Origin of the sequence: Nocardioides humi, from assembly GCF_006494775.1 — a bacterium.
Taxonomy (GTDB): domain Bacteria; phylum Actinomycetota; class Actinomycetes; order Propionibacteriales; family Nocardioidaceae; genus Nocardioides; species Nocardioides humi.
On the sequence record NZ_CP041146.1, the window covers coordinates 3,661,324 to 3,682,509 of the forward strand.

The following is a 21,186-nucleotide window of genomic DNA, read 5'->3' on the forward strand; positions in this document are numbered from 1 at the left end:
TAAGACTCAATCTGTCTTAGTAAATGGAGGAAGAGATGAAGATCGTGATCTTCGGTGCCGGCCTGATCGGCGGCCAGCTGCGGGACCGGCTCGGCGCGGCCGGCCACGACGTCGTCGCGCTCGGCCGTGAGGACGGCATCGACACGACCACCGGCGCCGGCGTGGCCGGCGCGGTCGCCGGTGCCGACGTCGTGGTCGACCTGACCAACTCGCCCTCGTGGGCCGACGACGACGTGCTCGCGTTCTTCCGGGACTCGACCCGGGAGCTCGTGACCGCCGAGGCGGAGGCGGGCGTCGGCCACCACGTGATCCTCTCCATCGTGGGCGCCGACCGGCTCACCGACTCCGGCTACATGCGGGCCAAGCTGGCCCAGGAGGCGGGGGTCGAGGCCGGCTCGGTGCCGTACACCATCGTCCGGTCGACCCAGTTCTTCGAGTTCCTCCCGGGCATCGCCGACTCCACCACCGTCGACGGCGAGGTCCGGGCCACGCCCGGCCGTCTCCAGCCGATCGCGTCCCAGGACGTCGTGGCCCGGCTGGCCGAGGTCGTCACCGGCGCACCGGTCAACGGCACGCTCGAGATCGCCGGCCCGGAGGCGCAGGGGATCGACGAGCTCGTCGGTCGTCTCTTCGCGGCCACCGGCGACGAGCGGCGTGTCGTGTCGGACGCCGCGGCCGGGTACTTCGGTGCCCAGCTCGACGACGTCGCGCTCGTCCCGACGCCGGGCGTCGACGCCTGGATCGGTCCCACGACGCTCGCCGCCTGGCTCCGCGACCGTGCGTGAGCACCAAGTACGTGTTTAAGAAGTCCTGATCGTCGCGAGCGTCGCATCCGTCGAGTGGCTCGCCAAGGCCACTTCGTTCAGACCTAGGGCGTGTCTGGCAAATGCTGTCCGTCGCGAGCGTCGTCCGACGCGTCCGATGGCAAGGCGCCGATGCGAAGGCATACCGGGCGTCTGTCGAGCGTCGGCAACGCCGCCAGCGTGCGTGTCGGGCGGCGCGCAGCAGGACATGATTTGTCAGACGCGCCCTAGATGCGACGGCGGTCTGGTTGCACCATCGAGCATCTGCACCGCCGCGAGGCGCCGACGGGGCGGCGCGCAGCAGGCCAGGACCTTCTTCAACACGTACCAAGCCTGACTGATGCGAGGATGCTGTCCCTGCCCGCGCCGCTGCGCGGGCGGGGACGGCTGTCGGAGGGAGTGATCGCGTGAGGCTCTCGGCGGGGGTGGAGTGGGCCCTGCACTGCTGCGTGGTGCTCAGCCAGGCCGAGCAGCCGGTGCCCAGTGCCCGGCTGGCGGAGCTGCACGGCGTCTCGAAGACCTACCTCGCCAAGCACCTGCAGGCCCTCGCCCGTGCGGGGATCGCCCGCCCGAGCGAGGGCCGGGATGGCGGCTACGTCCTGATGCGGGAGCCCACGCGGATCACGGTCCTCGACGTCGTCCAGGCGATCGACGGCACCGATCCCGCCTTCCGCTGCACCGAGATCCGCCAGCAGGGTGAGCTCGCGCTGCCGCCCCGGGAGTGCCGTACGCCGTGCGGGATCGCCCGCGTGATGGCGGACGCCGAGCGTGCCTGGCGCCGGTCGCTGGCGGAGACCACGATCGCCCAGCTGGCAGGGACGCTGGACACCAGCGGCCTGCGGCAGATCCTGGCGACGTAGGACCGCGGCTCCGGACCAGGCACGCCCGGGCGAGGTCACCTCCGGTTGAGGAAGGAGACGTCGTCGTTGCCGATCAGGTCCGGCACGGTCCACCCGTCGAGGTCGTACTCCGCCATGCACTGCTCGGCGTACCCGCGCATCCGGTCGGCGGCGCCGGACTGCTCGGCGTTGAGCAGCGCCTCCACCCGGATCTGCTCGTGGTTGCCGGCGTAGTTCATCTCGTAGAGCTCGTGACGCCCGCCGAACTCCGAGCCGATCGAGTCCCAGATCAGCTTCATCAGCTTGACCCGCTCGACGGCGTCCATGCCGTGCGAGCCGCGGACGTACTTGTCGAGGTACGGGCGGATGTTCTCGTTCTTGAAGTCGGCGGCGCTCGAGGGCAGGTAGACCAGCGCCGAGCCCAGGTCGCGCATGATGATCTCGCGGATCTTCGGGTAGCCCTGGGTCATGAACCAGCGGTAGACCATCCCGTAGTCCAGGTTGGGGAGCAGCGCCCCGTCCTTCCACTCCGCCGGCTGGGCGACCTGGACGTCGGAGAGCGACCACATCAGGTTGCGCCAGTTGATGACCTCGCCGACCCGTGTCTGCACGCCGCGGAAGTCCTTGGTGCCGGTGGCCTCGAGCCCCTTGAGCAGCAGCCCGGCCAGGAAGTCGAGCTTGACGGCCAGCCGGGTGACGCCGTGGAAGGTGAGCCGGTGCAGGAAGCCGGAGTGCGGCAGGAAGCTGCTGGCGGCCTCGGTGTCGCCGTAGATGAGGACGTCCTCCCACGGGACCAGGACCTTGTCCATCACGAAGATGGTGTCGTTCTCGTCCAGGCGGCTGGAGAGCGGGTAGTCGAACGGCGACCCGGTGACCGCGGCCTGGTTCGTGTACGACGGCCGGCAGATCAGCTTCATGCCCGGCGCGCCCGCGGGAACCGCGCACACCAGGGCGAACTCGCGCTTCTTGATGGGCAGGCCGTAGTGCGCGATGAAGTTGTAGTTCGTGATCGCCGATCCGGTGGCGACCACCTTCGCGCCGCTCACGATCAGGCCGGCATCGGTCTCCTTCTCGACGTGCAGGAAGACGTCGCTGACGTCGTCCGGGTTGCGGTGCCGGTCGACGGGCGGGTTGATGATGGCGTGGTTCCAGTACGCCAGCGTCTCCTGGGACTCCCGGTACCAGCGCTGCGCGTTGCCGGCGTACTCGCCGTAGAACTCCGAGTTGGCGCCGAGCGTCCCGAGGAAGCTCGCCTTGTAGTCGGGGCTGCGGCCCATGAAGCCGTAGGTCATCCGCGCCCACTCGGCGATCGCGGTCTGGTCGGCCTTGAGGTCCTCGATGGTCCGCGGCGTGCGGAAGAACGGGTGCGTGAATCCGTTGCTCCCGGTGTCCGTCGGGGTGGTCAGCACGTCCTGGCGGTCCGGGTCGTGCAGGGCGTCGTAGAGCCGCGCGGTCATCCGGACCGGGTTCCGGAACGCGGGGTGGGTGGTCACGTCCTCGACGCGCTCGCCGTAGAGGTAGACCTCCCGTCCGTCCCTCAGGCTCTCGATGTATTCGCTTCCCGTCATCGGGCGGGTCACGCGCTGCGCGACGTCCTCCGCCGACGGTGGAACGGACTCCTGCAGAGTCATCGCTCGGCTCCTTCGTGTTGATGTGACTTGCGGTGTGGTGCGTCGCCCGGGAGGGCCCGGGACGTCTCAGATGCGCTGCTCCAGCAGCGCTGCGGCCTCCGCGATCCAGGCCATCGCCGCGGGCGCGTCGCCCGAGCCCTCCCACGGGGCCGGGCCCGGGTCGTGGTGGAGGTCGTGGAACTGGCCGGAGTGGAAGAGCAGCGGTCGGCCCGCCGCCCGGTGGATCTCCTGGACCTCGCCCAGGAAGAGGGTGTGGTCGCCGCCGTCGTAGGTCCGCCACGGCGTGCACGAGATCGTGGCGAGGCACCCCGCGAGGACCGGCGCACCGTCGCCGGGCGTGCGCGTGCGCCAGTCGATCTCGTCGACCTGGGGCCGGCCCGCGAAGTGGAGGGCGAGGTCCTGCTGGTCGCGGTGCAGCACGTTCACCGCGAACGGCACGCCGTCGAGGTAGCTGCTCATCCGGGAGCCGTTGTTGACGCACACCAGGACCAGCGGAGGCTCGAGGGAGACGCCGGTGAAGGCGTTGACGGTCGCGCCGTGCGCGGTGCCGTCCGGGGTGTGGCAGGTCACCACGGTGACGCCGGTCGCGAAATGGCCCAGGCAGTTGCGGAGCTCTCGTGGATCGATGCGCATCGCGGGTCCTCCGGTTCGTGCGGTGGGTCACGGGGTCCGATCACGGTAGGAACGCGGCGACCCCGGCCACGAGACGGATTGCGCGGCCCGTCGGACGGATTGCGCAAAGTCTTCTGTGAGTCGTGTCACCGGGGCCCGAACCCGCTTACGCTGAGGGTCGTAAGACCGTCTGGTTCAGCGCCGATGAGGCTGTGGCGTAAGGATCTGCGTGAGCCGCGAGCCGAGAGATGAAGGAGAGTCCCCCGCCGTCGTGGAGGAGGGACCGGTCGGCCGTGCCTCCGGGTCGTGGGCCCTCGACCGGATGCCCAACGAGGTGGCGGACGCCGACTTCGGCCTGTTCCGCGACCGCCTGCAGGGCCACTACTACCCGGCGCGGGTCCGGCCCCTCGACGGCCGCGGCCTGCTCGAGGACCCGCGGCTGTCCGCGGTCGAGCTCGAGCACATCACCATCGGCTACGTGCGGTTCGGCACCGCCGTCAGCATCGACGCGGGCGACCTGCTGGGCTACCACGTCGACGTACCCCTGCAGGGCGAGGTGGTCTCCCGCTGCGGCCACGAGGAGACCGTGGCCAGCCCGCGCCAGGCGGCCGTTTTCTCGCCGCGCCGGCACACCTACGTGCCGGCGTGGGCCAAGGACGCCGCCCAGCTCCTGATCAAGCTGAACCCGCGCAGCGTCGAGTACGAGCTCGAGGGACTGCTGCGCCGACCGGTCGTGGAGCCGCTGCAGTTCCGGATGGCCATGCCGACGGTCGCCGGTCCCGGACGCGCGTGGGTCGCCTCCCTGGCCGGCTTCGTGGCGTTCCTCAACAGCGGCTCGGAGGGCGGTCCCGCCGTACGACGGCACGCGGAGCTGCTCGAGCGCAGCCTGATCAGCGGGCTGCTGCTCGCCCAGCCGCACTCCTACAGCGAGCTCCTGTTCGAGGGCGCCGAGTACCGGGTGCCCAGCTCGGCGGTCGACCGGGTGGTCGACGCGATCACGTCCTTCCCCGAGCGTCCCTACTCGCTGGCCGACCTGTGCCGGATCGGCTGTGCGAGCGCGCGTGCGCTCCAGACGCAGTTCCAGGAGCGGTTCGGGATGAGCCCGATGCAGTACCTGCGGCGCGAGCGGCTGATGCGGGCTCGCGCGGAGCTCCGCCAGGGCCAGGGCACGGTCTCCACCGTCGCCTACGGCTGGGGGTTCTCGAACCTCGGCCGGTTCGCCCGGGCCTACCAGGCGCAGTTCGGCGAGCTGCCGTCCGAGACCCTCGAGAACGCCGTTCGCGGGGGCGCGGCGTACCGACGGTGAGGTACGCCGCGCCCCCGCGAAGGGGAGTCCGGTCGGGAGGTCAGGCCAGGGGCGGGCGAGGACCCGGCCCAGTGCGGTCGCCAGGGCCTTGCCCGCGTCCGCCTCGCGCTCCCTGCTCCGCCAGCAGACGAACCCGTCCGGACGGATCAGTGAGGCCCCGCCGGGCGTGATGCCGTAGAGCCGCTGGAGCTCGGCCGCCGGCACGCCGGCCGTGTGGGCCGCCAGCGGGACGTCCGCACGCCGCGTCAGCTCGGCCGCGGCCTCGTGCCACGCCGTCCCGTCCTCGCCGGTGAGGAGGACGAAGCCGTCGCCGTACAGGTCGAGGACGGAGAGTCCCTCGTCCTCCCAGAAGTGGGCGGCACGGGTGCCGGGCTCGCCGGCGGCCTCGCGCGGGTGGACGGCCAGATCGGCGGGAGCCGGGGTGGGGGACTCGGCGTCGACGGCGTCGGAGAAGTTGCGGTAGCCGATCTCCGCGCTGAAGTCGTCGACGAGCGCCGGGAGACCGTCGTCGATGAGCTCGGGGGTCACCCGGCGCCGGAACCGGGTGTAGGCCTGGTCGATCGTGAACCGGCCGATGGGGCGTCGCTCGGCGTCGTACGACGCGAGGAGGGCGGCTCCCGCCTGGCCGTGGACGACCATCGCCAGCTTCCAGGCGAGGTTGTGCGCGTCGTGGATCCCGGTGTTCCCGCCGAACCCGCCGTTCGGGGGGACGACGTGGGCGGCGTCCCCGACCAGGAAGACCCGGTCCGTGCCGTAGCTGGTCGCGACGTCGGCGGTCGCCCGCCAGAGCGCGATGTCGTCCACCGTGATCTGGATGGAGGCGTCGCCGAGCGCGCTGCGGACCAGGTCCTCGGCGCGCTCGGGCGTCAGGCCCTGCCAGACGTCGAGGTTCGCCGGTACGGTCGGGTCGCCCAGGGTGTTGACGACCAGGAACCCGGACCGGCCAGACCTCTCGAACCGGAAGAAGCCGCGCAGGTCGTCGTTGGTCACGTAGGTGACGCCGAGCTCCTGGTCGCCGAGGAGGTGGCGGAAGTCGGCGGAGAAGTAGATCGTGGCGCTCCGCGACAGCTCGCCGTGGCCGACCATCTCGATCCCCAGCGACGACCGGACCGGACTGCGGTTGCCGTCGGCCGCGACGACGTACTGGGCGCGGACCCGTCGCTCCGCGCCGGTCGTCAGGTCACGAACGACGGTGACCACGCCGTCGTCCCCGCTGCTCTCGATCGACGCCTCCGAGCCGTAGAGCAGGGTGGCGCCGTACTCGAGCGCCCGCGCGCGGAGCAGGGGCTCGATGGCGTCCTGGGCGACGAACAGCCGGCGGGACGGGCTGAACTCGTCGACGCCCCCGTTGAGGTCGGGGATGAAGGTCGCGATCTCACCGCCGCTGAGGGAGCGCACCTCGTTGACGCACCCGTTGGGGAAGTAGCGCTCCGCCGACAGGCGCCGCAGCGGCTCCTCCAGGTCGACCGACCGCATCAGCTCGAGGGTGCGGAGATGGAGATGCCCGGCCCGGGGATGGATCGCCGTGCCGGGATGGCGCTCCACGGCGAGGACGTCGACCCCCTGGCGCGCCAGGAACATCGCGGTGGTGAGCCCCACCAGGCTTCCTCCGATGACGAGGACCTGCACGTCGTCGCGATCGATCTGTGTCATGTCGCTCAAGGTAGGAGCGCCGCGGCATATCAGCAAGACTGATGGTAGTGATGTCACCCATCGTCAGCAGTGATGTGCAGGAGGAGCAGGGCGTGCCGCCCGTCGGGGTCCAGCAGCGTCTCCCCGCGCAGGGTGATCTCGCCCGACTCCGCGTGCCGGATCCGCTTCGGGGCGCACCGCGGCCCGGACACCGGATGCTCGCGCCAGAGCGTCCGGAACTCGTCGCTGGACCGCAGGAGGTCGGCGACGATGCGGTCGGCACGCGAGCCGGAGCCCGCTCCGGCGCTGACGGAGGCGAGCTGGGCGACGAGCGCCCGGCTGTGCGCGGCGTGGTCCGCCGCGGGGGTCAGCGCACGCTCGGACGGTCGGGTGAACCACCGGTGCACGCGCGCGCGGGCCAGGCCGGTGTACCCCGTCTCGTCCCCGAGGATCCGTGCTGCCAGGGGCGTCTGCGCGATCGTCTCGCCGAGATCGGTGACGATCATCGCCGGTGCGTCGCGGACCTGGTCGAACACCCGGAGGAGGCCCTCGTCGACGTGCTCGAGCGTGCTGTCCTCATCGGTGCCGGAGCCGCCCGGCGCGTAGCCGGCGAGCAGGTTCAGGTACGTGCTCTCCTCGTCGGAGAGGCGCAGCGCCTTGCCGATCGCGGCGAGGACCGACGGGGACGGAACCGGCCCGCGGGGCTGCTCGATCCGTGTGTAGTAGTGGGTCGCGACACCACTGAGCGCGGCCACCTCCTCGCGGCGCAGCCCGGGCGTACGGCGCCGGCCGGTGCGGGGCAGGCCGACGTCCTCCGGCTGGGTCGCCTCCCGGCGCGAGCGCAGGAACAGCGCCAGTCGACCACGATCCATGCCGCACCTCCCCGGGTGTCTCCACCGTCCGCGGGCCCAACGCCGGGACCCGTCGTTCTACTCCCGGCCCACTCCCGGCGGGCGCGCGGTCAGGGATGCCCGATCGTGGCATGGTTGCCGCCCGTGGGGCGCCGCACGGTGGTGTCATGACGAACACTCACGAACAGCAGCTGGAGCGCGGCACGTCCGTGCTGGAGGTCCCCGGACACTGGATCGGCGGGACGGTGGTCGCCGGGCCCGGCGACGTCAGGGAGCTCCTCAGCCCGGTCGACGGGCGCGTGGTGGGGCGGTCCCCGGTCGGGACGCCGGAGACGGTGGACCGCGCCGTGCGGGCGGCCCGGGCCGCGCTGCCCGCCTGGGCGGCGACGGCGCCGGGGGCGAGGGCGGAGGTGCTGCGCCGGCTCGCCGACGAGCTGACCCGCCGCCAGGAGGAGATCGCGTGGGCGATCACGACGGAGATCGGCGTGCCCATCTCCTTCTCGCGCGCCGCGCAGGCGACCTTCCCGGCGATCGTGACGGCCGCGACCGCCGGCCTGGTCGACGAGGTCGAGTGGGAGGCCGAGCGGGGCAACGCGCTCGTGGTGCGCGAGCCGGTGGGCGTCGTCGGCGCCATCACCCCGTGGAACTTCCCCCTCCAGCAGACCGTCACGAAGATCGTCCCGGCTCTCCTCGCGGGCAACGCCGTGGTCCTCAAGCCGGCCGAGACCTCGCCGCTGACCGGGCCGATCCTCGCCGAGGCGGCGACCGCGGCGGGCCTGCCGGCAGGCGTGCTGAACATCGTGTACGGCGACGGCCCGGTCGTCGGCGAGGCGATCGCCGCGCACCCCGACGTGGACATGGTCTCCTTCACCGGGTCGACGGCCGTCGGGAGGCACCTCGCGGCGACGGCCGCCCGCACGGTCAAGAAGGTCGCGCTGGAGCTCGGCGGGAAGACGGCGGCGATCCTGCTCGACGACGCGGACCTCGACCGGGCGATCGCGGAGACGCTGCAGTTCGCGTGGAGCAACGCCGGCCAGGCGTGCGGCGCGTGGTCGCGGCTCCTCGTGCCCGCGGCGCGACACGACGACGTCGTGCGGAGACTCACGGCCGCGGCCGCCGCGTTCGCGCCCGGCCACCCCGCCGAGGAGTCCACGCTCGTGGGCCCGCTCGCGTCGGAGGCGCAGTGGAGCCGGGTGAACGGCTACCTCGAGACCGCCGTCGCCGAGGGCGCCGTCGTCGCGTACGGCGGACCCGGGCGGATCCCCGGCCTGGAGGCCGGCGCGTTCGTCCGGCCGACGATCCTCACCCACGTCGACCCGTCGTCCACCATCGCCCAGGAGGAGGTCTTCGGGCCGGTGCTCAGCGTGCTGACCTACGAGGACGAGGCCGACGCCCTGCGCATCGCCAACGGGACGGCGTACGGGCTGACGGCGGCCGTGTACGGCGACCCAGCCCGCGCGCTGTCCTTCGCGCGCGGGCTGGTGGCCGGCCAGGTCTACGTCAACGGGGCGGCGTTCAACCCCCTCGCGCCGTTCGGCGGGTTCCGGCAGTCGGGCGTGGGCCGGGAGATGGGCAAGGAGGGCGTCGAGGAGTTCACCGAGCTGAAGGCGATCCTGCGCTGACGGCCGCCGGGCGCCGCCGTATCCTCCAGCAATGAACCTCGCGGGCGTGGACCTGAACCTCCTCGTCGCCCTCGACGCCCTCCTCGCGGAGCGGAACGTCACCAGGGCCGCGCGACGGGTGGGGATCAGCCAGCCGGGCATGAGCAGTGCCCTCGCCCGACTGCGCAAGCTCCTCGGCGACCCGCTCCTCGTGCGGGAGGGGAACGGCCTCGTGCCCACCGCCCGCGGCCGGTCCCTCGTCGAGCCGGTGCGGACGGCGCTGACCGTGATCGAGGTGGCCCTGAACGACCGGGTCGCCTTCGATCCGGCCACGGACAGCGGGACGGTCAGCGTGAGCTGCTCCGACTACAGCGCGCTGCTGATCGTCGCTCCGCTGATCCGGCGCCTGGCGGCGGAGGCGCCCGGCGTCGCCGTCCAGCTGCTGCCGCGCGCGGCCGAGCCCGCCGCGATGCTGCGCCGCGGCGACGTCGACCTGGTGATCGAGCCGGTGGAGGTGATGGACGGGGCGACCCTCGCCTCGGAGAGCCTGTTCGAGGACCGGTGGCGGTGCTGCGTCTGGGAGGGCAACGAGCGGGTGGGCGACGACCTCGACCTCGCGACCTATCTCGACCTCTCGCACGTCGTGTACTCGATGGGCGCCGGCCAGCCCGTCTCCCTCGTGGACGCCTACCTCGAGAGCATCGACCTGCGCCGGAACGTCGAGCTGCGGGTGGAGAGCTTCCTACTTGCCCCGATCCTGCTCCAGGGCACCGAGCTCGTCACCCTGGTCCTCGAGCGCGCCCTCCCGCACGTCGAGCGGACCGCCGACATCCGGGTGCTGGACCCGCCCGTCGCGATCCCGCCGATCGTGGAGACCCTGTGGTGGAGCCCCAGCCGGACCACGGACCCGGTCCTGTCCTGGGTCCGCGGCGTCGTCGCCGATGTCGCGCGCGAGGTGGCAGGCTCGGGCCGCTCGTCCGGGGGACGGGCCGGTCGTGCTCGCCGCCCGGCGCGCCCCTGACGAGGCTCAGCCGGGCGTGCTGTCGGACGCGGCGAACAGCTCGGGATGGTCGGCGAGCGCGAGGCGGGTACGCCGGATGTGCATGGTCAGCACGGTGCCCGCAGTCTCCTCGTCGCCGGCGCGCAGGGCCTGCAGGAGCAGACGGTGCTCGGCGCTGATCACCCACGAGCCCTGCGAGCGGGCCAGGCGCACGAAGGCGCGCCGGTAGTGCTGCGTGGTGTCCCAGAGCCGGTGGACCATGTCGGCGAGCTGGGGCGCGTCGTGTCCGCGGTACGACGTCCAGTGGAGCTCGCGGTCGAGGCGGAGGAACTCCTCGACGTCGTCGTTCTCCTCGATCTGCTGCTGGAGCGACTCCATGTGGTCGAGGTCGGCGTCGGTGAGCCGGGGCATGCTCTCGGCCAGGAGGAGGGGCTCGATCCGCTCGCGGACCTTGTAGGAGAGACCGAGGTCCTGCAGGGTCATCTGCGACACCCAGGCGCCGACGTTGGCCCGCAGCGTGACCAGGCCGCGGGAGGAGAGGATGCGCAGCGCCTCCCGGACGGGGATGCGGCTGGCGCCGAGCTCCTCGGCGAGCTCGTCCTGCCGGATCCGGGTCCCCGGCGGCAGCGACCCGTCCAGGATCCGGGCGGCGAGGATGTTGGCGACGCGCTCGCTCGCCACCTCGCGGCGGGCGTCCTCGGCCTCACTCATGGTCGCTCATGCGGGCTCGCTCGGCTCCTCACTCGAAGGCGGACGGCTCGTGGTCGAACGCCTTGCCGCCGGGGTAGGAGACTAGCTCGAACTGCATGCCCCACGGCGCGAGGAAGTAGATCCACCGCTGCCCCTCGCTCGGCCCGCGACTGGCCGTCGGGCCGGCCATGACCTCGACCCCGTGGGCGTGCAGGACGGCGATCGCGGCGTCGAGGTCGTCGACGTAGAGCGCGACGTGGTGCCCGCCGACGTCGCTGTTGCGGGGCACCCGGCGGGCCTGGTCCGCGGCGTCGTACGCGAAGACCTCGAAGATCGCCTGTCCGCCGAGGCGGTAGAAGCGGAGCTCGCGCATCACGGTGCGGTCCTCGACCCGCAGGTGGGTGCTCATCCACGAGCCGCCGTCGGCGAACGGCCCGAGGCGGTAGAGGTACGCGCAGCCGAGCACGTCGACCAGGAAGTCGTGCGCCTCCTCGAGGTCCGGGACGGTGAAGCCGATGTGGTCGACGCGTCGGACCGCCGGCAGGGCGGGGGGCTTGCTCATCGCGTTCCTCCGGTTGCAATGGATCCAAAGAGAGGTCTATGTTTAGCGTCACTGTACGGTGTTAAGCGTCAAATCACCATCACTCCCGCAGTGAATGGATGCATCTGACGCTGACTCGATCGAAGGAGCACGCCATGGCACGCCGGTCCAACCTCCGACCCGGAGCTCCCTGGGTGCAGCTGGCCCTGACCGACGCGGACCGCAGGAAGGCCGACGGCGACCTGCTGCTCCGCCTGTTCGCCGAGGCGCAGTGGATCCGCACCTTCGAGGAGTACGTCCTCGAGCTGGCGGCCCAGGGCCTGGTCCACGGCCCGGCGCACTCCAGCATCGGCCAGGAGGGCGGCGCGGTCGGCTCGATCGTCGGCCTCCGGTCCGACGACTACGTCAACGGCTCCCACCGCGGCCACCACCAGTTCCTGGCGAAGGCGTTCGAGCACGTCCTCGAGCCCACGCCCGGCGCGCTGCCCACGCTCACCCCCGCGGTCGACGACGTCCTGCGCCGCACGCTCGCCGAGATCTGCGGTCTCGCGGAGGGCTACTGCCGTGGCCGGGGCGGCTCGATGCACCTGCAGTGGAAGGACGCGGGCGCGATGGGGACCAACGCCATCGTGGGCGGCGGTGTCCCGCAGGCGGCGGGCTTCGCGTGGAACCAGCTCCACGCCGGGACCGATGCCGTCACCGTCACCTACTTCGGCGACGGCGCGGTCAACATCGGCTCCGTCCTCGAGACCTTCAACCTGGCGGCCGCGTGGCGGCTGCCGGTGTGCTTCTTCATCGAGAACAACCAGTACGCCGTCTCGACCCCGGTCGGGAAGTCGACCGCAGAGACCCGCCTGTCCGCGCGGGGCCTGGGCTTCGGCATCCCCAGCTGGCGCGTCGACGGGATGGACGCGCTCGCGGTCCACGCCGCCATGCAGGAGGCCGTGGCCCACATGCGCGCCGGCAACGGCCCGACGATCGTCGAGGCGGACATGTACCGCTACTTCCACCAGAACGGGCCCTACCCGGGCAGCGCGTTCGGCTATCGCGACAAGGCGGAGGAGCAGGCCTGGCGCGAACGCGACCCGATCGCGCAGCTGCGAGCGCACGTCCTCGACCGGGGGCTCGTCGAGGAGCAGGCCGTCGTCGACCTGGAGGAGGCGATCGCCGCCGCGATGGCGCGGATCGGCGACTCGTTCCTCGAGGCGGACCCGGACGGGAAGCCCGGCCAGCGCCGGATCGTGGCCGACCGCTGGCCCGACCCCGGCTTCGTCGACGTCGGCGTGCGGGGCGATCTCGGCGAGCTGGCGGGGAGCCGGTACGCCGACAGCGACGCCTTCGACGGCGAGATCGCCGAGCGCCGGTTCATCGACGTGGTCTCCGACGTCATGGCCCGGCGGATGGAGACCGATGCGTCCGTCGTGGTGCTCGGCGAGGACGTCGACGGGCTCAAGGGCGGCACCAACGGCGCCACCCGCCGTCCGCTCGAGCTGTTCCCGGAGCGCGTGATCGGCACGCCGATCAGCGAGAACGCCTTCACCGGCCTCGCCGGAGGGATGGCGCTGGACGGGCGGTTCCGGCCCGTCGTCGAGTACATGTACGCCGACTTCATGTGGGTCGCCGCCGATCAGCTGTTCAACCAGGTGGCCAAGGCACGGCACATGTTCGGGGGCGACGCGGCCGTGCCGTTCGTGCTCCGCAGCAAGCTGGCGGCCGGGACCGGCTACGGCTCGCAGCACTCGATGGACCCGGCCGGGGTGCTGACCACGGCGCCCGGGCTGCGGGTGGTCGCCCCCTCCAACCCCTTCGACTACGTCGGCCTGATGAACACCGCCCTCGCCTGCGCCGACCCCGTCGTCGTCCTCGAGCACGTCGACCTCTACGCGTCGTCCGGCCCCGGCCCGGTCGACGACCTCGACTACCGCCTGCCGGTCGGGAAGGCGGCCCTGCGCCGGGAGGGCGACGACGTCACGGTCATCTCCTACCTGAGCATGGTGAACCACTGCCTCGAGGCGCTCGACATCGTGACCGACGTCCGGGCGGACCTCATCGACCTGCGCTGGCTCGACCGCGCCTCGCTCGACTGGGAGACGATCGAGCGCAGCGTCCGCAAGACCAACCGGGTCCTCATCGTCGAGCAGGGCGCCACCGGCACGTCGTACGGCGGCTGGCTGGCCGACGAGATCCAGCGGCGCCTCTTCGACTGGCTGGACGCGCCGGTCGGGCGCGTGACCGGCCGCGAGGCCTCGCCCAGCATCAGCAAGGTGCTCGAGCGCGCGGCGATCGCCCGGACCGAGGAGGTCGTCGCAGCACTGCGTGACCTCCCCAACCTCTGAGTCCCTCCAGGAAGAGAGCAGCGTCGTGGCCGAACTGATGAGAATGCCGGAGGTCGCCGCCGGGGCGGCCGAGGCCGTGCTGTCCCAGTGGCTGGTCGAGCAGGGCGCCGCCGTGGCGGCCGGGGATCCGGTGGCCGTCATCGAGACCGACAAGGCCCAGGTCGAGGTGGAGGCCGAGACCGAGGGCGTCGTGATCCGGCTCCTGGTCGAGGAGTCCCGTCAGGTGGAGGTCGGCTCCCCGATCGCGCTCCTCGGGTCGCGCGCGGAGCTCGCCGGCGACCCGGACGAGCTGCTCCGCGGGCTGGGCGTCGACGCCGGGTCGGGCGCCGGCGTCCCCGCCCCGGAGCGGCGCGACGTCCCCGAGCCCGCCCCGGCCATCCCCGCCGGGCCGCCCGCGCCACCCGCGCGCCCCGCACCTCCGGCGGCGGAGGCACCGGTCCCCGCCGCCGCGCCTGCTCCGGCGACATCGCGCCCGTTCATCAGCCCGATCGCCCGGCGCCTGCTGCGCGAGGCCGGGCTCGACGGTGCGGGGATCAGCGGCACCGGGCCCGGTGGCCGCGTCGTACGCCGTGACGTGGAGCAGCACATCGCGGCGCAGGCAGCGCCCGACGCCCCCGCGCAGGACGCCCCCGCGCCGGCGCCCACCGGCCGCGCGGACCGCCCCGCCGCCGGCGAGCCCGTCGAGACGATCGAGCACAGCCGGCTCCGCCGCACGGTCGCCCGCCGCCTGTCGGAGAGCAAGCAGACGGTCCCGCACTTCTACCTCAAGCGGACCGCGCGCCTGGACACCCTCCTGGCGCTCCGTGCGGAGCTGAACGAGCGCACCGGGCACAGGATCTCGGTCAACGACTTCGTCCTGCGCGCGGTGGCCGAGGCCCTCGTCGCCGTGCCCGAGGCCAATGTCGTGTGGTCCGACGACGCGATGCTCCGCTACGACACGGCCGACATCGCGGTGGCCGTGGCCTCGGAGCGCGGACTGGTCACGCCCGTGCTGCGCTCGGTGGAGCGGATGGCCCTCGGCGCCGTGTCCACCGAGGTCCGCGCGCTCGTCGAGCGGGCGAACGCGGGAGCGCTGAAGCAGCACGAGCTCGAGGGCGGCACGATCAGCGTCACCAACCTCGGCATGTTCGGCGTCGACGAGTTCAGCGCGATCATCAACCCGCCGCACTCCGCGATCCTCGCCGTGGGGGCCGCGACGCCCCAGCCCGTCGTCGTCGACGGGGCGCTGGAGGTCGGCACCGTCGTGTCGCTCGTGCTCTCGGTCGACCACCGGGCGATCGACGGCGCGCTCGCGGCCCGCTGGATGGGCGCCCTCGTCGAGGCGCTGGAGAACCCCTACCGGCTGCTCGTCTGAGCGGCGCGGACGAAGGAGAACGCCGATGAGCCAGGACACCACGACGTCCTTCGACGTCCTGATCCTCGGAGCGGGCAGCGCCGGGTACGCCTGCGCGCTGCGCGCCGCACAGCTCGGCCTGACCGTCGGGCTCGTCGAGCGCGACGAGGTCGGCGGCACCTGCCTCCACCAGGGGTGCGTGCCCACCAAGGCGGTGCTGCACGCCGCGGAGGTCGCCGACGTCGTCCGCGAGGCGGGCAGCGTGGGCGTGGACGCCACGCTCGGCGGCATCGACGCCGCCGCGGTCAACCGGTTCAAGGACGGCGTGGTCGGCCGGCTCCACAAGGGCCTCTCCGGTCTCCTGCGCTCGAGCGGGGTGGTCGTCATCCGGGGCGAGGGCCGGCTCGTCTCGTCGCATGCGGTCGACGTCGACGGCGTGCGGTACGACGGCAGCCACCTGGTGATCGCCACCGGGTCCGTCGCGCGCTCACTCCCGGGGATCGAGGTGGGCGGGCCGGTGGTCACCAGCCGCGAGGCCCTCGCGCTGACCCGGGTCCCCCGCCGCGCGGTGGTGATCGGCGGCAGCGTGATCGGCGTCGAGTTCGCCTCGGCCTGGCGCTCGCTGGGTGCCGAGGTCACCGTCGTCGAGGCGCTCGCGGGCCTGGTCCCGCTGGAGGACCCGACCCTGGGCAGGCAGCTCGAGCGGGCCTTCCGGCGGCGCGGCATCGACGTCCGGACCGGCACGGCCGTGACCGGCGTCGACCGCGAGGGCGCGGACGCCACGGTCACCCTGGGCGACGGCACGCGGCTGGAGGCCGATGTCGTCCTCGTCGCGGTCGGCCGCGGCCCGAACACCGCGGGCCTCGGGCTGGAGGACGCCGGGATCCGGACCGACCGCGGCTGGGTCGAGACCACGGAGCGGCTCGCGACCGGCGTGCCCGGGGTGTGGGCCGTCGGCGACGTGGTCCGGGGGCTGCAGCTCGCCCACCGCGGCTTCGCGCACGGCATCTTCGTCGCCGAGGAGATCGCGGGACTCGCACCCGCGGTCGTGGTCGACAGCCAGATCCCGCGGGTCACCTACTGCACCCCGGAGCTCGCCTCGGTCGGCCTGACCGAGCCCCAGGCCCGGGAGCGGTACGGCGACGGGGTCGAGGTCGTCGAGTACGACCTGGCGGGCAACGGCCGGAGCCAGATCCTGGAGACAGCCGGCACCGTCAAGCTGGTGGCGCTCGCCGGCGGACCGATCCTCGGCGTGCACATGATCGGCGCCCGGATGGGGGAGCAGGTCGGCGAGGCCGCGCTGGCCGTGGGCTGGGAGGCGACCGCGGAGGACCTCGCGCTGTACATCCACGCCCATCCCACGCAGAACGAGGCGCTGGGCGAGGCGGCGATGGCCCTGGCGGGCCGGCCGCTGCATGCCCACGGATGAGCCCGCCCGAGCCGGGGCGGTTCGTCTCACCGCCCGCTAACGGGTGGTCGACGACGATCGCCCGACGTGCGCAGGGGGCCGTTCCCTGCGCCCGACCCACCCACCGGAAGTAGGGACCGCAACCATGGCAACGCCCGCAGCACCACGAGCATCGACGATCATCCGGCCCGAGGACACCACGCCGGCCACCGACCACCCCAGTGAGCCGGGGACGGGGGTGACGGTGACGGAGGTGCTCGGGCACGCGAACGCGGCGACCCACATCGCGGTGGCGATCGTCGAGATCGCGCCGGGCGGCCACGTGCAGGGCCACCTGCACCCGTTCGAGGAGTCCTTCTTCGTCCTGCAGGGCACGCCGCTGCTGAACCTCGCGGGCACGCACTACCAGCTCACCGAGCGGGACTTCGGCCTGGTGCCGTTCGCCCACGGACACGCCTGGGCGAACCTCTCCGACGAGCCGGTCCGCCTGCTCCGGCTCTACGCCCCGCAGCCCCGCCCGATGAACGGCCGCGCGCCGTGGGGCGTGTACGCCGCCCCCGACGTCGAGCCGCCGACCTCCGGCCGCGCCGTCGTGGAGCTCAGCCCGCTGAACCCGTACGTCGGCCACTTCGAGGAGTCCGACATGGCGCCTCCCGGGTCGATCTCGATGCCCGGCTACCACGGGGCGAACATCCAGAACGTGCAGATCAGGATGATGGTCGACGACCTGCTGGGTGCCCGGCAGCACACCATGTTCATGGTCCAGTTCACGCCGTCCGACGCGATCCCGGTGACGGCGAAGGAGCACTTCCACACCTTCGAGGAGCTCTACTACCTCATCGGCGGGAAGGCGATGGCCTCCTTCGACGGTGTGACGACGCCGGTCCAGGCGGGCGACCTCATCTTCGCGCCCACCGGCGCCTCGCACGGCTTCACGCCGATCGGCGACGAGCCGGTCTGCTGGATCGAGGCCCAGTCGCCGCTGCCGCCGGCCGCCAACGGCTTCACGTTCCACAACGACTGGGCGGACCTGACGCCGCTCGGCTGACCGGCCGCGTCCGGCCGTCGACGACGATCGGCCCTGGGACCGCGTGGGGTGCCACGCGGTCCCAGGGCCGATGTGCGTACGCCGGGTCAGCCCACGGCGGGTGCGTCCGCCACGCCGACGGCGGCCTCGACGCGGTCCTCGCGAGCGGCCAGCGTCGGGACGGCGGCGGCCGCCACGGCGCCGACGAGCGCCACGGAGGCGAAGGCCGCGAAGTTCCACCCGAAGCTCACGCCCGAGCTGACCAGGACGCCGCCGACGATGGGGCCGGCGACGGAGCCCAGCCGGCCGAACCCGGTCGCGATGCCGAGGGCCGCCGGGCGGTGATCGGCCGGGAAGTGCACGGCGACGTACCCGAACACGACCATCTGTGTCCCCACCGAGGCGGCGCCGGCGATCCCGATCAGGAGGTACAGCACGGCCGTCGGCAGCTCGACGGCGAGCAGCCCGATGGAGACCACGCCGACGAGGAAGGCGACGGTGGCCACGCCGCGCGGGCCGCGGCGGTCGGCCAGGGCGCTGCCGAGCAGCCCGCCGCCCACGGCCCCCACGTTGAACACCAGCAGGAAGCCGATCGCGGACTGGAGCGGGTAGCCGGCCTCCCGCATCAGCTGCGGCAGCCACGTGTTGAGCCCGAACACCAGGAGGAAGCCGGCGACATTGGCGACCGCCAGCAGCGCCAGGGCGACGGCCGAGCGGCCGCGGAGCAGGCCCTGGGTCGAGGCCGTCGCCCGGTCCTGCTCCTGGAACCGCGGCGACTCCGGCAGGTACAGCAGGGCGATCGGCACCAGGGTGACCAGGGGCAGGCCGCCGAGGGCGAACAGGGTCCGGAACCCGAAGGGCTCCAGCATCGTGATGCCCGCGATGGCCGCGAACACGCCGCCGATCGGGAAGCCGCTGAGCATGATGGCGTTGAAGAGTCCGCGGCGGTGGGCCGGCGCCACCTCGGTCACCAGCGCGATCGCCACCGGCGCGATGCCCCCGAAGCCCAGGCCCGCGAGGAAGCGGGTGAGCCCCAGCAGGAGCGGCGTCGGCGCCGCGGAGACCGCGAGCATCATGACCGAGAACCAGATCAGGCACCCGATGAAAGCGCGCCGGCTCCCGATGCGGTTGGTGACCGCTCCGATGCCGACCGCGCCGAAGAACATGCCGACCAGCGCCATGCTGCCGATGCTCCCGACCTGGGTCGGGTTCAGGTCCCACGTGGGGTGGCCGAGCAGCGACGGCACGGCCGAGCCGTAGACGATGAGGTCGTAGCCGTCGAAGACGACCGCGGAGAAGCCGAGGGCGACCACGACCCACGGCGCTCGGGCGCCGGCGCGCCGGGAGTCAGCCATGACCTCCCCCGATCGTCGTGGGGACGGGACCGGGTACGGCGTCGGGGAGGCCGGTCGCCGGCGGTGAGCCGGGCTGGGATGAGCTGATCACGCGCTGTCTCCTTGCGTGTTAAGGATTGCTGTTGGCGTTAAGTGACACTTCCGAGACGGCATGATCTAAGTCACAGCCGAGCGCGGGGGCAAGGACGCTTAACAGCCCGGCTAACAGGCGGCTCCCGGCCGCCGGGGACGGGCCGCGCCCGCACGGTCACCGTCGTGAAGCGGTGCTGTCGGCGTATCCGGCCCCACGAGGGCGGCCGAGCGATTACGCCGGCGCTAACACGACGTGCCTAGCGTCACATCCCACGGTCCGGGACGGGCCGGCGCGGGCCGGCGGTCGGGATCCCGAGAGCGCCGCAGGAGCGGGCACACAGTGTGCTCGCCGTTGATTCGGAAGAGGAATTGTCCATGCGAACTGGAGAGCAGTACCTGGAGTCCCTGCGGGACGGCCGGGTCCTTTGGGTCGGCGGCGAGCGCGTCGACGACGTCACGACGCACCCGTCGACGCGCGCCTTCGCGCGGCGGACGGCGCAGTTCTACGACCTCCACCACCGGCCGGACCTCCAGGACGTGGTGACCTTCGTCGACGCCGACGGCGAGCGGAAGTCGATGATGTGGTTCAAGCACACCGACCTCGAGGGGCTGCGCCGCCGCCGTGCGTACCTCGAGACCGTGATCCGCGAGCTCGGCGCCGGCTCGGCGCCGCGCACGCCCGCGGCGAACGCCATGTGCCTCATCACCTACGAGGAGGACCCGCAGCCGTGGAGCGACACGTCGGTGGGCACCGACGGCCGCGATCTCACCGTCGGCATCCGGGAGTTCCTCGCGGAGGTCGAGGCCGGCGACCTGAACGCCTGCTTCGCGTTCATCGACCCCCAGCTGAACCGGTCGGACCCCGACGCCGCCAAGAACTCGACCATGCTGCGGATCGTCGAGACCCGCGACGACGGCATCGTCGTCTCCGGCGTCAAGGCCGTCAGCACCGGCACGCCCTTCGCCGACTACATCCACCTCGGCGTCTTCTTCCGCCCCGGCATGCCGTCGGAGCAGGTCATCTACGCCGCGGTGCCGGCCAACGAGGCCGGCGTCACGATCGTCGCCCGGGAGAGCACCGTGCGGGACGGGGACCCGGAGAACCACCCGCTGGCCTCCAGCGGCGACGAGCTGGACTGCATCGTCCTGTTCGACAACGTCTTCATCCCCTGGAAGCGGGTCTTCCACATCGGCAACCCCGACCACGCCGCGCTCTACCCGCAGCGCATCTTCGACTGGGTGCACTACGAGGCGCTCGTGCGGAAGATGGTCCGGGCCGAGCTGATGGTCGGGCTCGCGCTGCTGATGACCGAGCACATCGGCACCTACCAGCTGCCGCCCGTCCAGGCCCGGATCGCGCGCCTGGTCGAGTTCCACCAGACCCTCAAGGCGCATGTCGTCGCCTCGGAGACCGAGGGCTTCGTCTCGCCGGCCGGCCTCTACAAGCCGAACGTGCTGCTGTTCGACTTCGGCCGCTCGTACTACCTCGAGCGGTTCGCCGAGATGCGCAACGAGGTGGTCGACCTCGCCGGCCGGGCCTCGCTCCTCTTCCCCACCGAGGAGCAGTGGAACAACCCCGAGCTCCACGACTGGCTGGAGCCGCTGCAGCGGGGTGCCGTCGGAGAGCCCCACGACCGGGTCAAGATCTCGCGGGTCATCCGCGACCTCTTCCTCTCCGACTGGGGCGACCGGATCAGCACCTTCGAGCAGTTCAACGGCACGCCCATGCTGAGCACGCGCATGCTCACCATGAAGCGCGCCGAGCTCGCGCCGTCGGGCCCGTTCGCGGACCTCGCGCGCAAGGTGTGCGGCATCGGCAAGGAGACGGTCGAGGAGACGGACTACACCGCGCAGGCGGACTATGCCCGGGCCCTCGACAACGCTGCCGCTCGCTGAGCCGGTCCGGCACGGGCGGCCACCGGGTCTCGTCCCGGGGTCGCCCGTCGCCGTACCGGGCCGCGTTCTCGGGGTCGGCGGCGGGCGGGATCCCGCTCCAGTACTGTGTCCCGGATCGTGGGGCAGTCGGTCCGATGGTCGGAGGCGTGCGCGTGGTGGATAGCCGTGACGAGACCAGGCCTGCGGGTGCCCCGCCCCGGATCGCGCGCACCGCTTCATCATCCGGCGCAAGCTCCAGCGTCCCGAGCCCGCC

16 protein-coding genes and 1 pseudogene are annotated in these 21,186 nt (G+C 72.4%); 10 read left to right on the forward strand and 7 right to left on the reverse strand.

The features are described 5' to 3' along the window. Positions 1–35 precede the first annotated feature (35 nt). Together FIV44_RS17890 and FIV44_RS17895 are read left to right on the forward strand one after the other, a co-directional pair. A complete protein-coding gene (locus FIV44_RS17890; RefSeq protein WP_141005620.1) occupies positions 36–785 on the forward strand; it encodes an SDR family oxidoreductase in 750 nt (249 codons plus the stop codon). A gap of 425 nt (positions 786–1,210) precedes the next feature. Beyond that, entirely contained in the window at positions 1,211–1,663 is a 453-nt protein-coding gene (locus FIV44_RS17895) for an RrF2 family transcriptional regulator (RefSeq protein ID WP_141005621.1), read from the forward strand. Between the two features lie 35 nt (positions 1,664–1,698). Here FIV44_RS17895 and FIV44_RS17900 read toward each other — a convergent pair whose 3' ends face one another. Both FIV44_RS17900 and FIV44_RS17905 read right to left on the reverse strand, forming a co-directional pair. Next, positions 1,699–3,273 carry a 4-hydroxyphenylacetate 3-hydroxylase family protein gene (locus FIV44_RS17900; RefSeq protein WP_141005622.1) on the reverse strand — a complete coding sequence of 525 codons (1,575 nt, stop codon included), beginning with the start codon at positions 3,271–3,273 and terminating at the stop codon, positions 1,699–1,701. 66 nt (positions 3,274–3,339) lie between these two features. Next, positions 3,340–3,906: a flavin reductase family protein gene (locus FIV44_RS17905; RefSeq protein WP_246086484.1), complete on the reverse strand. Its 567-nt coding sequence runs from the start codon at positions 3,904–3,906 to the stop codon at positions 3,340–3,342. 208 nt (positions 3,907–4,114) lie between these two features. Here FIV44_RS17905 and FIV44_RS17910 point away from each other — a divergent pair, with 208 nt between their 5' ends. Then, positions 4,115–5,191, forward strand: a complete 1,077-nt coding sequence (locus tag FIV44_RS17910) for an AraC family transcriptional regulator (RefSeq protein ID WP_141005623.1) — start codon at positions 4,115–4,117, stop codon at positions 5,189–5,191. A 108-nt stretch (positions 5,192–5,299) separates the two neighbouring features. On the opposite strand, the pseudogene FIV44_RS34140 reads toward FIV44_RS17910, so the two are convergent. Next, a pseudogene (locus FIV44_RS34140) lies at positions 5,300–6,844 on the reverse strand (FAD-dependent monooxygenase); the annotation flags it as partial. Positions 6,845–6,897: 53 nt separating this feature from the next. After that, positions 6,898–7,695 carry a helix-turn-helix transcriptional regulator gene (locus tag FIV44_RS17920; protein WP_141005624.1) on the reverse strand — a complete coding sequence of 266 codons (798 nt, stop codon included), beginning with the start codon at positions 7,693–7,695 and terminating at the stop codon, positions 6,898–6,900. A 146-nt stretch (positions 7,696–7,841) separates the two neighbouring features. On the opposite strand from FIV44_RS17920, the gene FIV44_RS17925 reads away from it, so the two are divergent. Next, positions 7,842–9,296 (forward strand): aldehyde dehydrogenase family protein, encoded by a 1,455-nt coding sequence (locus FIV44_RS17925; protein ID WP_141005625.1) that lies wholly within the window; start codon positions 7,842–7,844, stop codon positions 9,294–9,296. A 31-nt stretch (positions 9,297–9,327) separates the two neighbouring features. Next, positions 9,328–10,296, forward strand: coding sequence for a LysR family transcriptional regulator (locus FIV44_RS17930; RefSeq protein WP_141005626.1), 969 nt, complete (start codon positions 9,328–9,330; stop codon positions 10,294–10,296). Between the two features lie 6 nt (positions 10,297–10,302). On the opposite strand, the gene FIV44_RS17935 is transcribed toward FIV44_RS17930, so the two are convergent. Continuing rightward, on the reverse strand, positions 10,303–10,986 hold the full coding sequence (locus tag FIV44_RS17935) for a GntR family transcriptional regulator (protein ID WP_141005627.1): 684 nt from the start codon (positions 10,984–10,986) through the stop codon (positions 10,303–10,305). Positions 10,987–11,014: 28 nt separating this feature from the next. Then, positions 11,015–11,527 (reverse strand): VOC family protein, encoded by a 513-nt coding sequence (locus FIV44_RS17940; RefSeq protein ID WP_141005628.1) that lies wholly within the window; start codon positions 11,525–11,527, stop codon positions 11,015–11,017. 134 nt (positions 11,528–11,661) lie between these two features. Between FIV44_RS17940 and FIV44_RS17945 the strand changes: the two genes are divergently transcribed. The 4 genes from FIV44_RS17945 to FIV44_RS17960 all read left to right on the forward strand — a co-directional run bounded on the left by FIV44_RS17945 (position 11,662) and on the right by FIV44_RS17960 (position 17,631). Continuing rightward, positions 11,662–13,842 carry an alpha-ketoacid dehydrogenase subunit alpha/beta gene (locus tag FIV44_RS17945; protein WP_141005629.1) on the forward strand — a complete coding sequence of 727 codons (2,181 nt, stop codon included), beginning with the start codon at positions 11,662–11,664 and terminating at the stop codon, positions 13,840–13,842. A 25-nt stretch (positions 13,843–13,867) separates the two neighbouring features. After that, positions 13,868–15,196 carry a dihydrolipoamide acetyltransferase family protein gene (locus tag FIV44_RS17950; RefSeq protein WP_141005630.1) on the forward strand — a complete coding sequence of 443 codons (1,329 nt, stop codon included), beginning with the start codon at positions 13,868–13,870 and terminating at the stop codon, positions 15,194–15,196. A gap of 25 nt (positions 15,197–15,221) precedes the next feature. After that, positions 15,222–16,604 carry a dihydrolipoyl dehydrogenase gene (gene lpdA, locus FIV44_RS17955; protein ID WP_141005631.1) on the forward strand — a complete coding sequence of 461 codons (1,383 nt, stop codon included), beginning with the start codon at positions 15,222–15,224 and terminating at the stop codon, positions 16,602–16,604. Positions 16,605–16,728: 124 nt separating this feature from the next. Beyond that, the gene (locus FIV44_RS17960) at positions 16,729–17,631 is read left to right on the forward strand and encodes a cupin domain-containing protein (protein ID WP_141005632.1); all 903 of its coding nucleotides are present in this window, start codon (positions 16,729–16,731) and stop codon (positions 17,629–17,631) included. 86 nt (positions 17,632–17,717) lie between these two features. Here the strand turns inward: FIV44_RS17960 and FIV44_RS17965 are convergent, their stop codons facing one another. Continuing rightward, the gene (locus FIV44_RS17965) at positions 17,718–18,965 is read right to left on the reverse strand and encodes an MFS transporter (RefSeq protein ID WP_141005633.1); all 1,248 of its coding nucleotides are present in this window, start codon (positions 18,963–18,965) and stop codon (positions 17,718–17,720) included. A 447-nt stretch (positions 18,966–19,412) separates the two neighbouring features. On the opposite strand from FIV44_RS17965, the gene FIV44_RS17970 reads away from it, so the two are divergent. Beyond that, on the forward strand, positions 19,413–20,933 hold the full coding sequence (locus tag FIV44_RS17970; RefSeq protein WP_141005634.1) for a 4-hydroxyphenylacetate 3-hydroxylase N-terminal domain-containing protein: 1,521 nt from the start codon (positions 19,413–19,415) through the stop codon (positions 20,931–20,933). The last annotated feature ends 253 nt before the right edge of the window (positions 20,934–21,186 follow it).

Excerpts from the sequence above, each read along its gene's own strand:
- FIV44_RS17890 (WP_141005620.1), top strand. The coding sequence starts at position 36 with ATGAAGATCGTGATCTTCGGTGCCGGCCTGATCGGCGGCCAGCTGCGG.
- FIV44_RS17970 (WP_141005634.1), top strand. The coding sequence starts at position 19,413 with ATGCGAACTGGAGAGCAGTACCTGGAGTCCCTGCGGGACGGCCGGGTC.
- FIV44_RS17935 (WP_141005627.1), bottom strand. The coding sequence starts at position 10,986 with ATGAGTGAGGCCGAGGACGCCCGCCGCGAGGTGGCGAGCGAGCGCGTC.
- FIV44_RS17925 (WP_141005625.1), top strand. The coding sequence starts at position 7,842 with ATGACGAACACTCACGAACAGCAGCTGGAGCGCGGCACGTCCGTGCTG.
- FIV44_RS17920 (WP_141005624.1), bottom strand. The coding sequence starts at position 7,695 with ATGGATCGTGGTCGACTGGCGCTGTTCCTGCGCTCGCGCCGGGAGGCG.
- lpdA (WP_141005631.1), top strand. The coding sequence starts at position 15,222 with ATGAGCCAGGACACCACGACGTCCTTCGACGTCCTGATCCTCGGAGCG.
- FIV44_RS17945 (WP_141005629.1), top strand. The coding sequence starts at position 11,662 with ATGGCACGCCGGTCCAACCTCCGACCCGGAGCTCCCTGGGTGCAGCTG.
- FIV44_RS17960 (WP_141005632.1), top strand. The coding sequence starts at position 16,729 with ATGGCAACGCCCGCAGCACCACGAGCATCGACGATCATCCGGCCCGAG.
- FIV44_RS17900 (WP_141005622.1), bottom strand. The coding sequence starts at position 3,273 with ATGACTCTGCAGGAGTCCGTTCCACCGTCGGCGGAGGACGTCGCGCAG.
- FIV44_RS17965 (WP_141005633.1), bottom strand. The coding sequence starts at position 18,965 with ATGGCTGACTCCCGGCGCGCCGGCGCCCGAGCGCCGTGGGTCGTGGTC.
- FIV44_RS17940 (WP_141005628.1), bottom strand. The coding sequence starts at position 11,527 with ATGAGCAAGCCCCCCGCCCTGCCGGCGGTCCGACGCGTCGACCACATC.
- FIV44_RS17905 (WP_246086484.1), bottom strand. The coding sequence starts at position 3,906 with ATGCGCATCGATCCACGAGAGCTCCGCAACTGCCTGGGCCATTTCGCG.
- FIV44_RS17930 (WP_141005626.1), top strand. The coding sequence starts at position 9,328 with ATGAACCTCGCGGGCGTGGACCTGAACCTCCTCGTCGCCCTCGACGCC.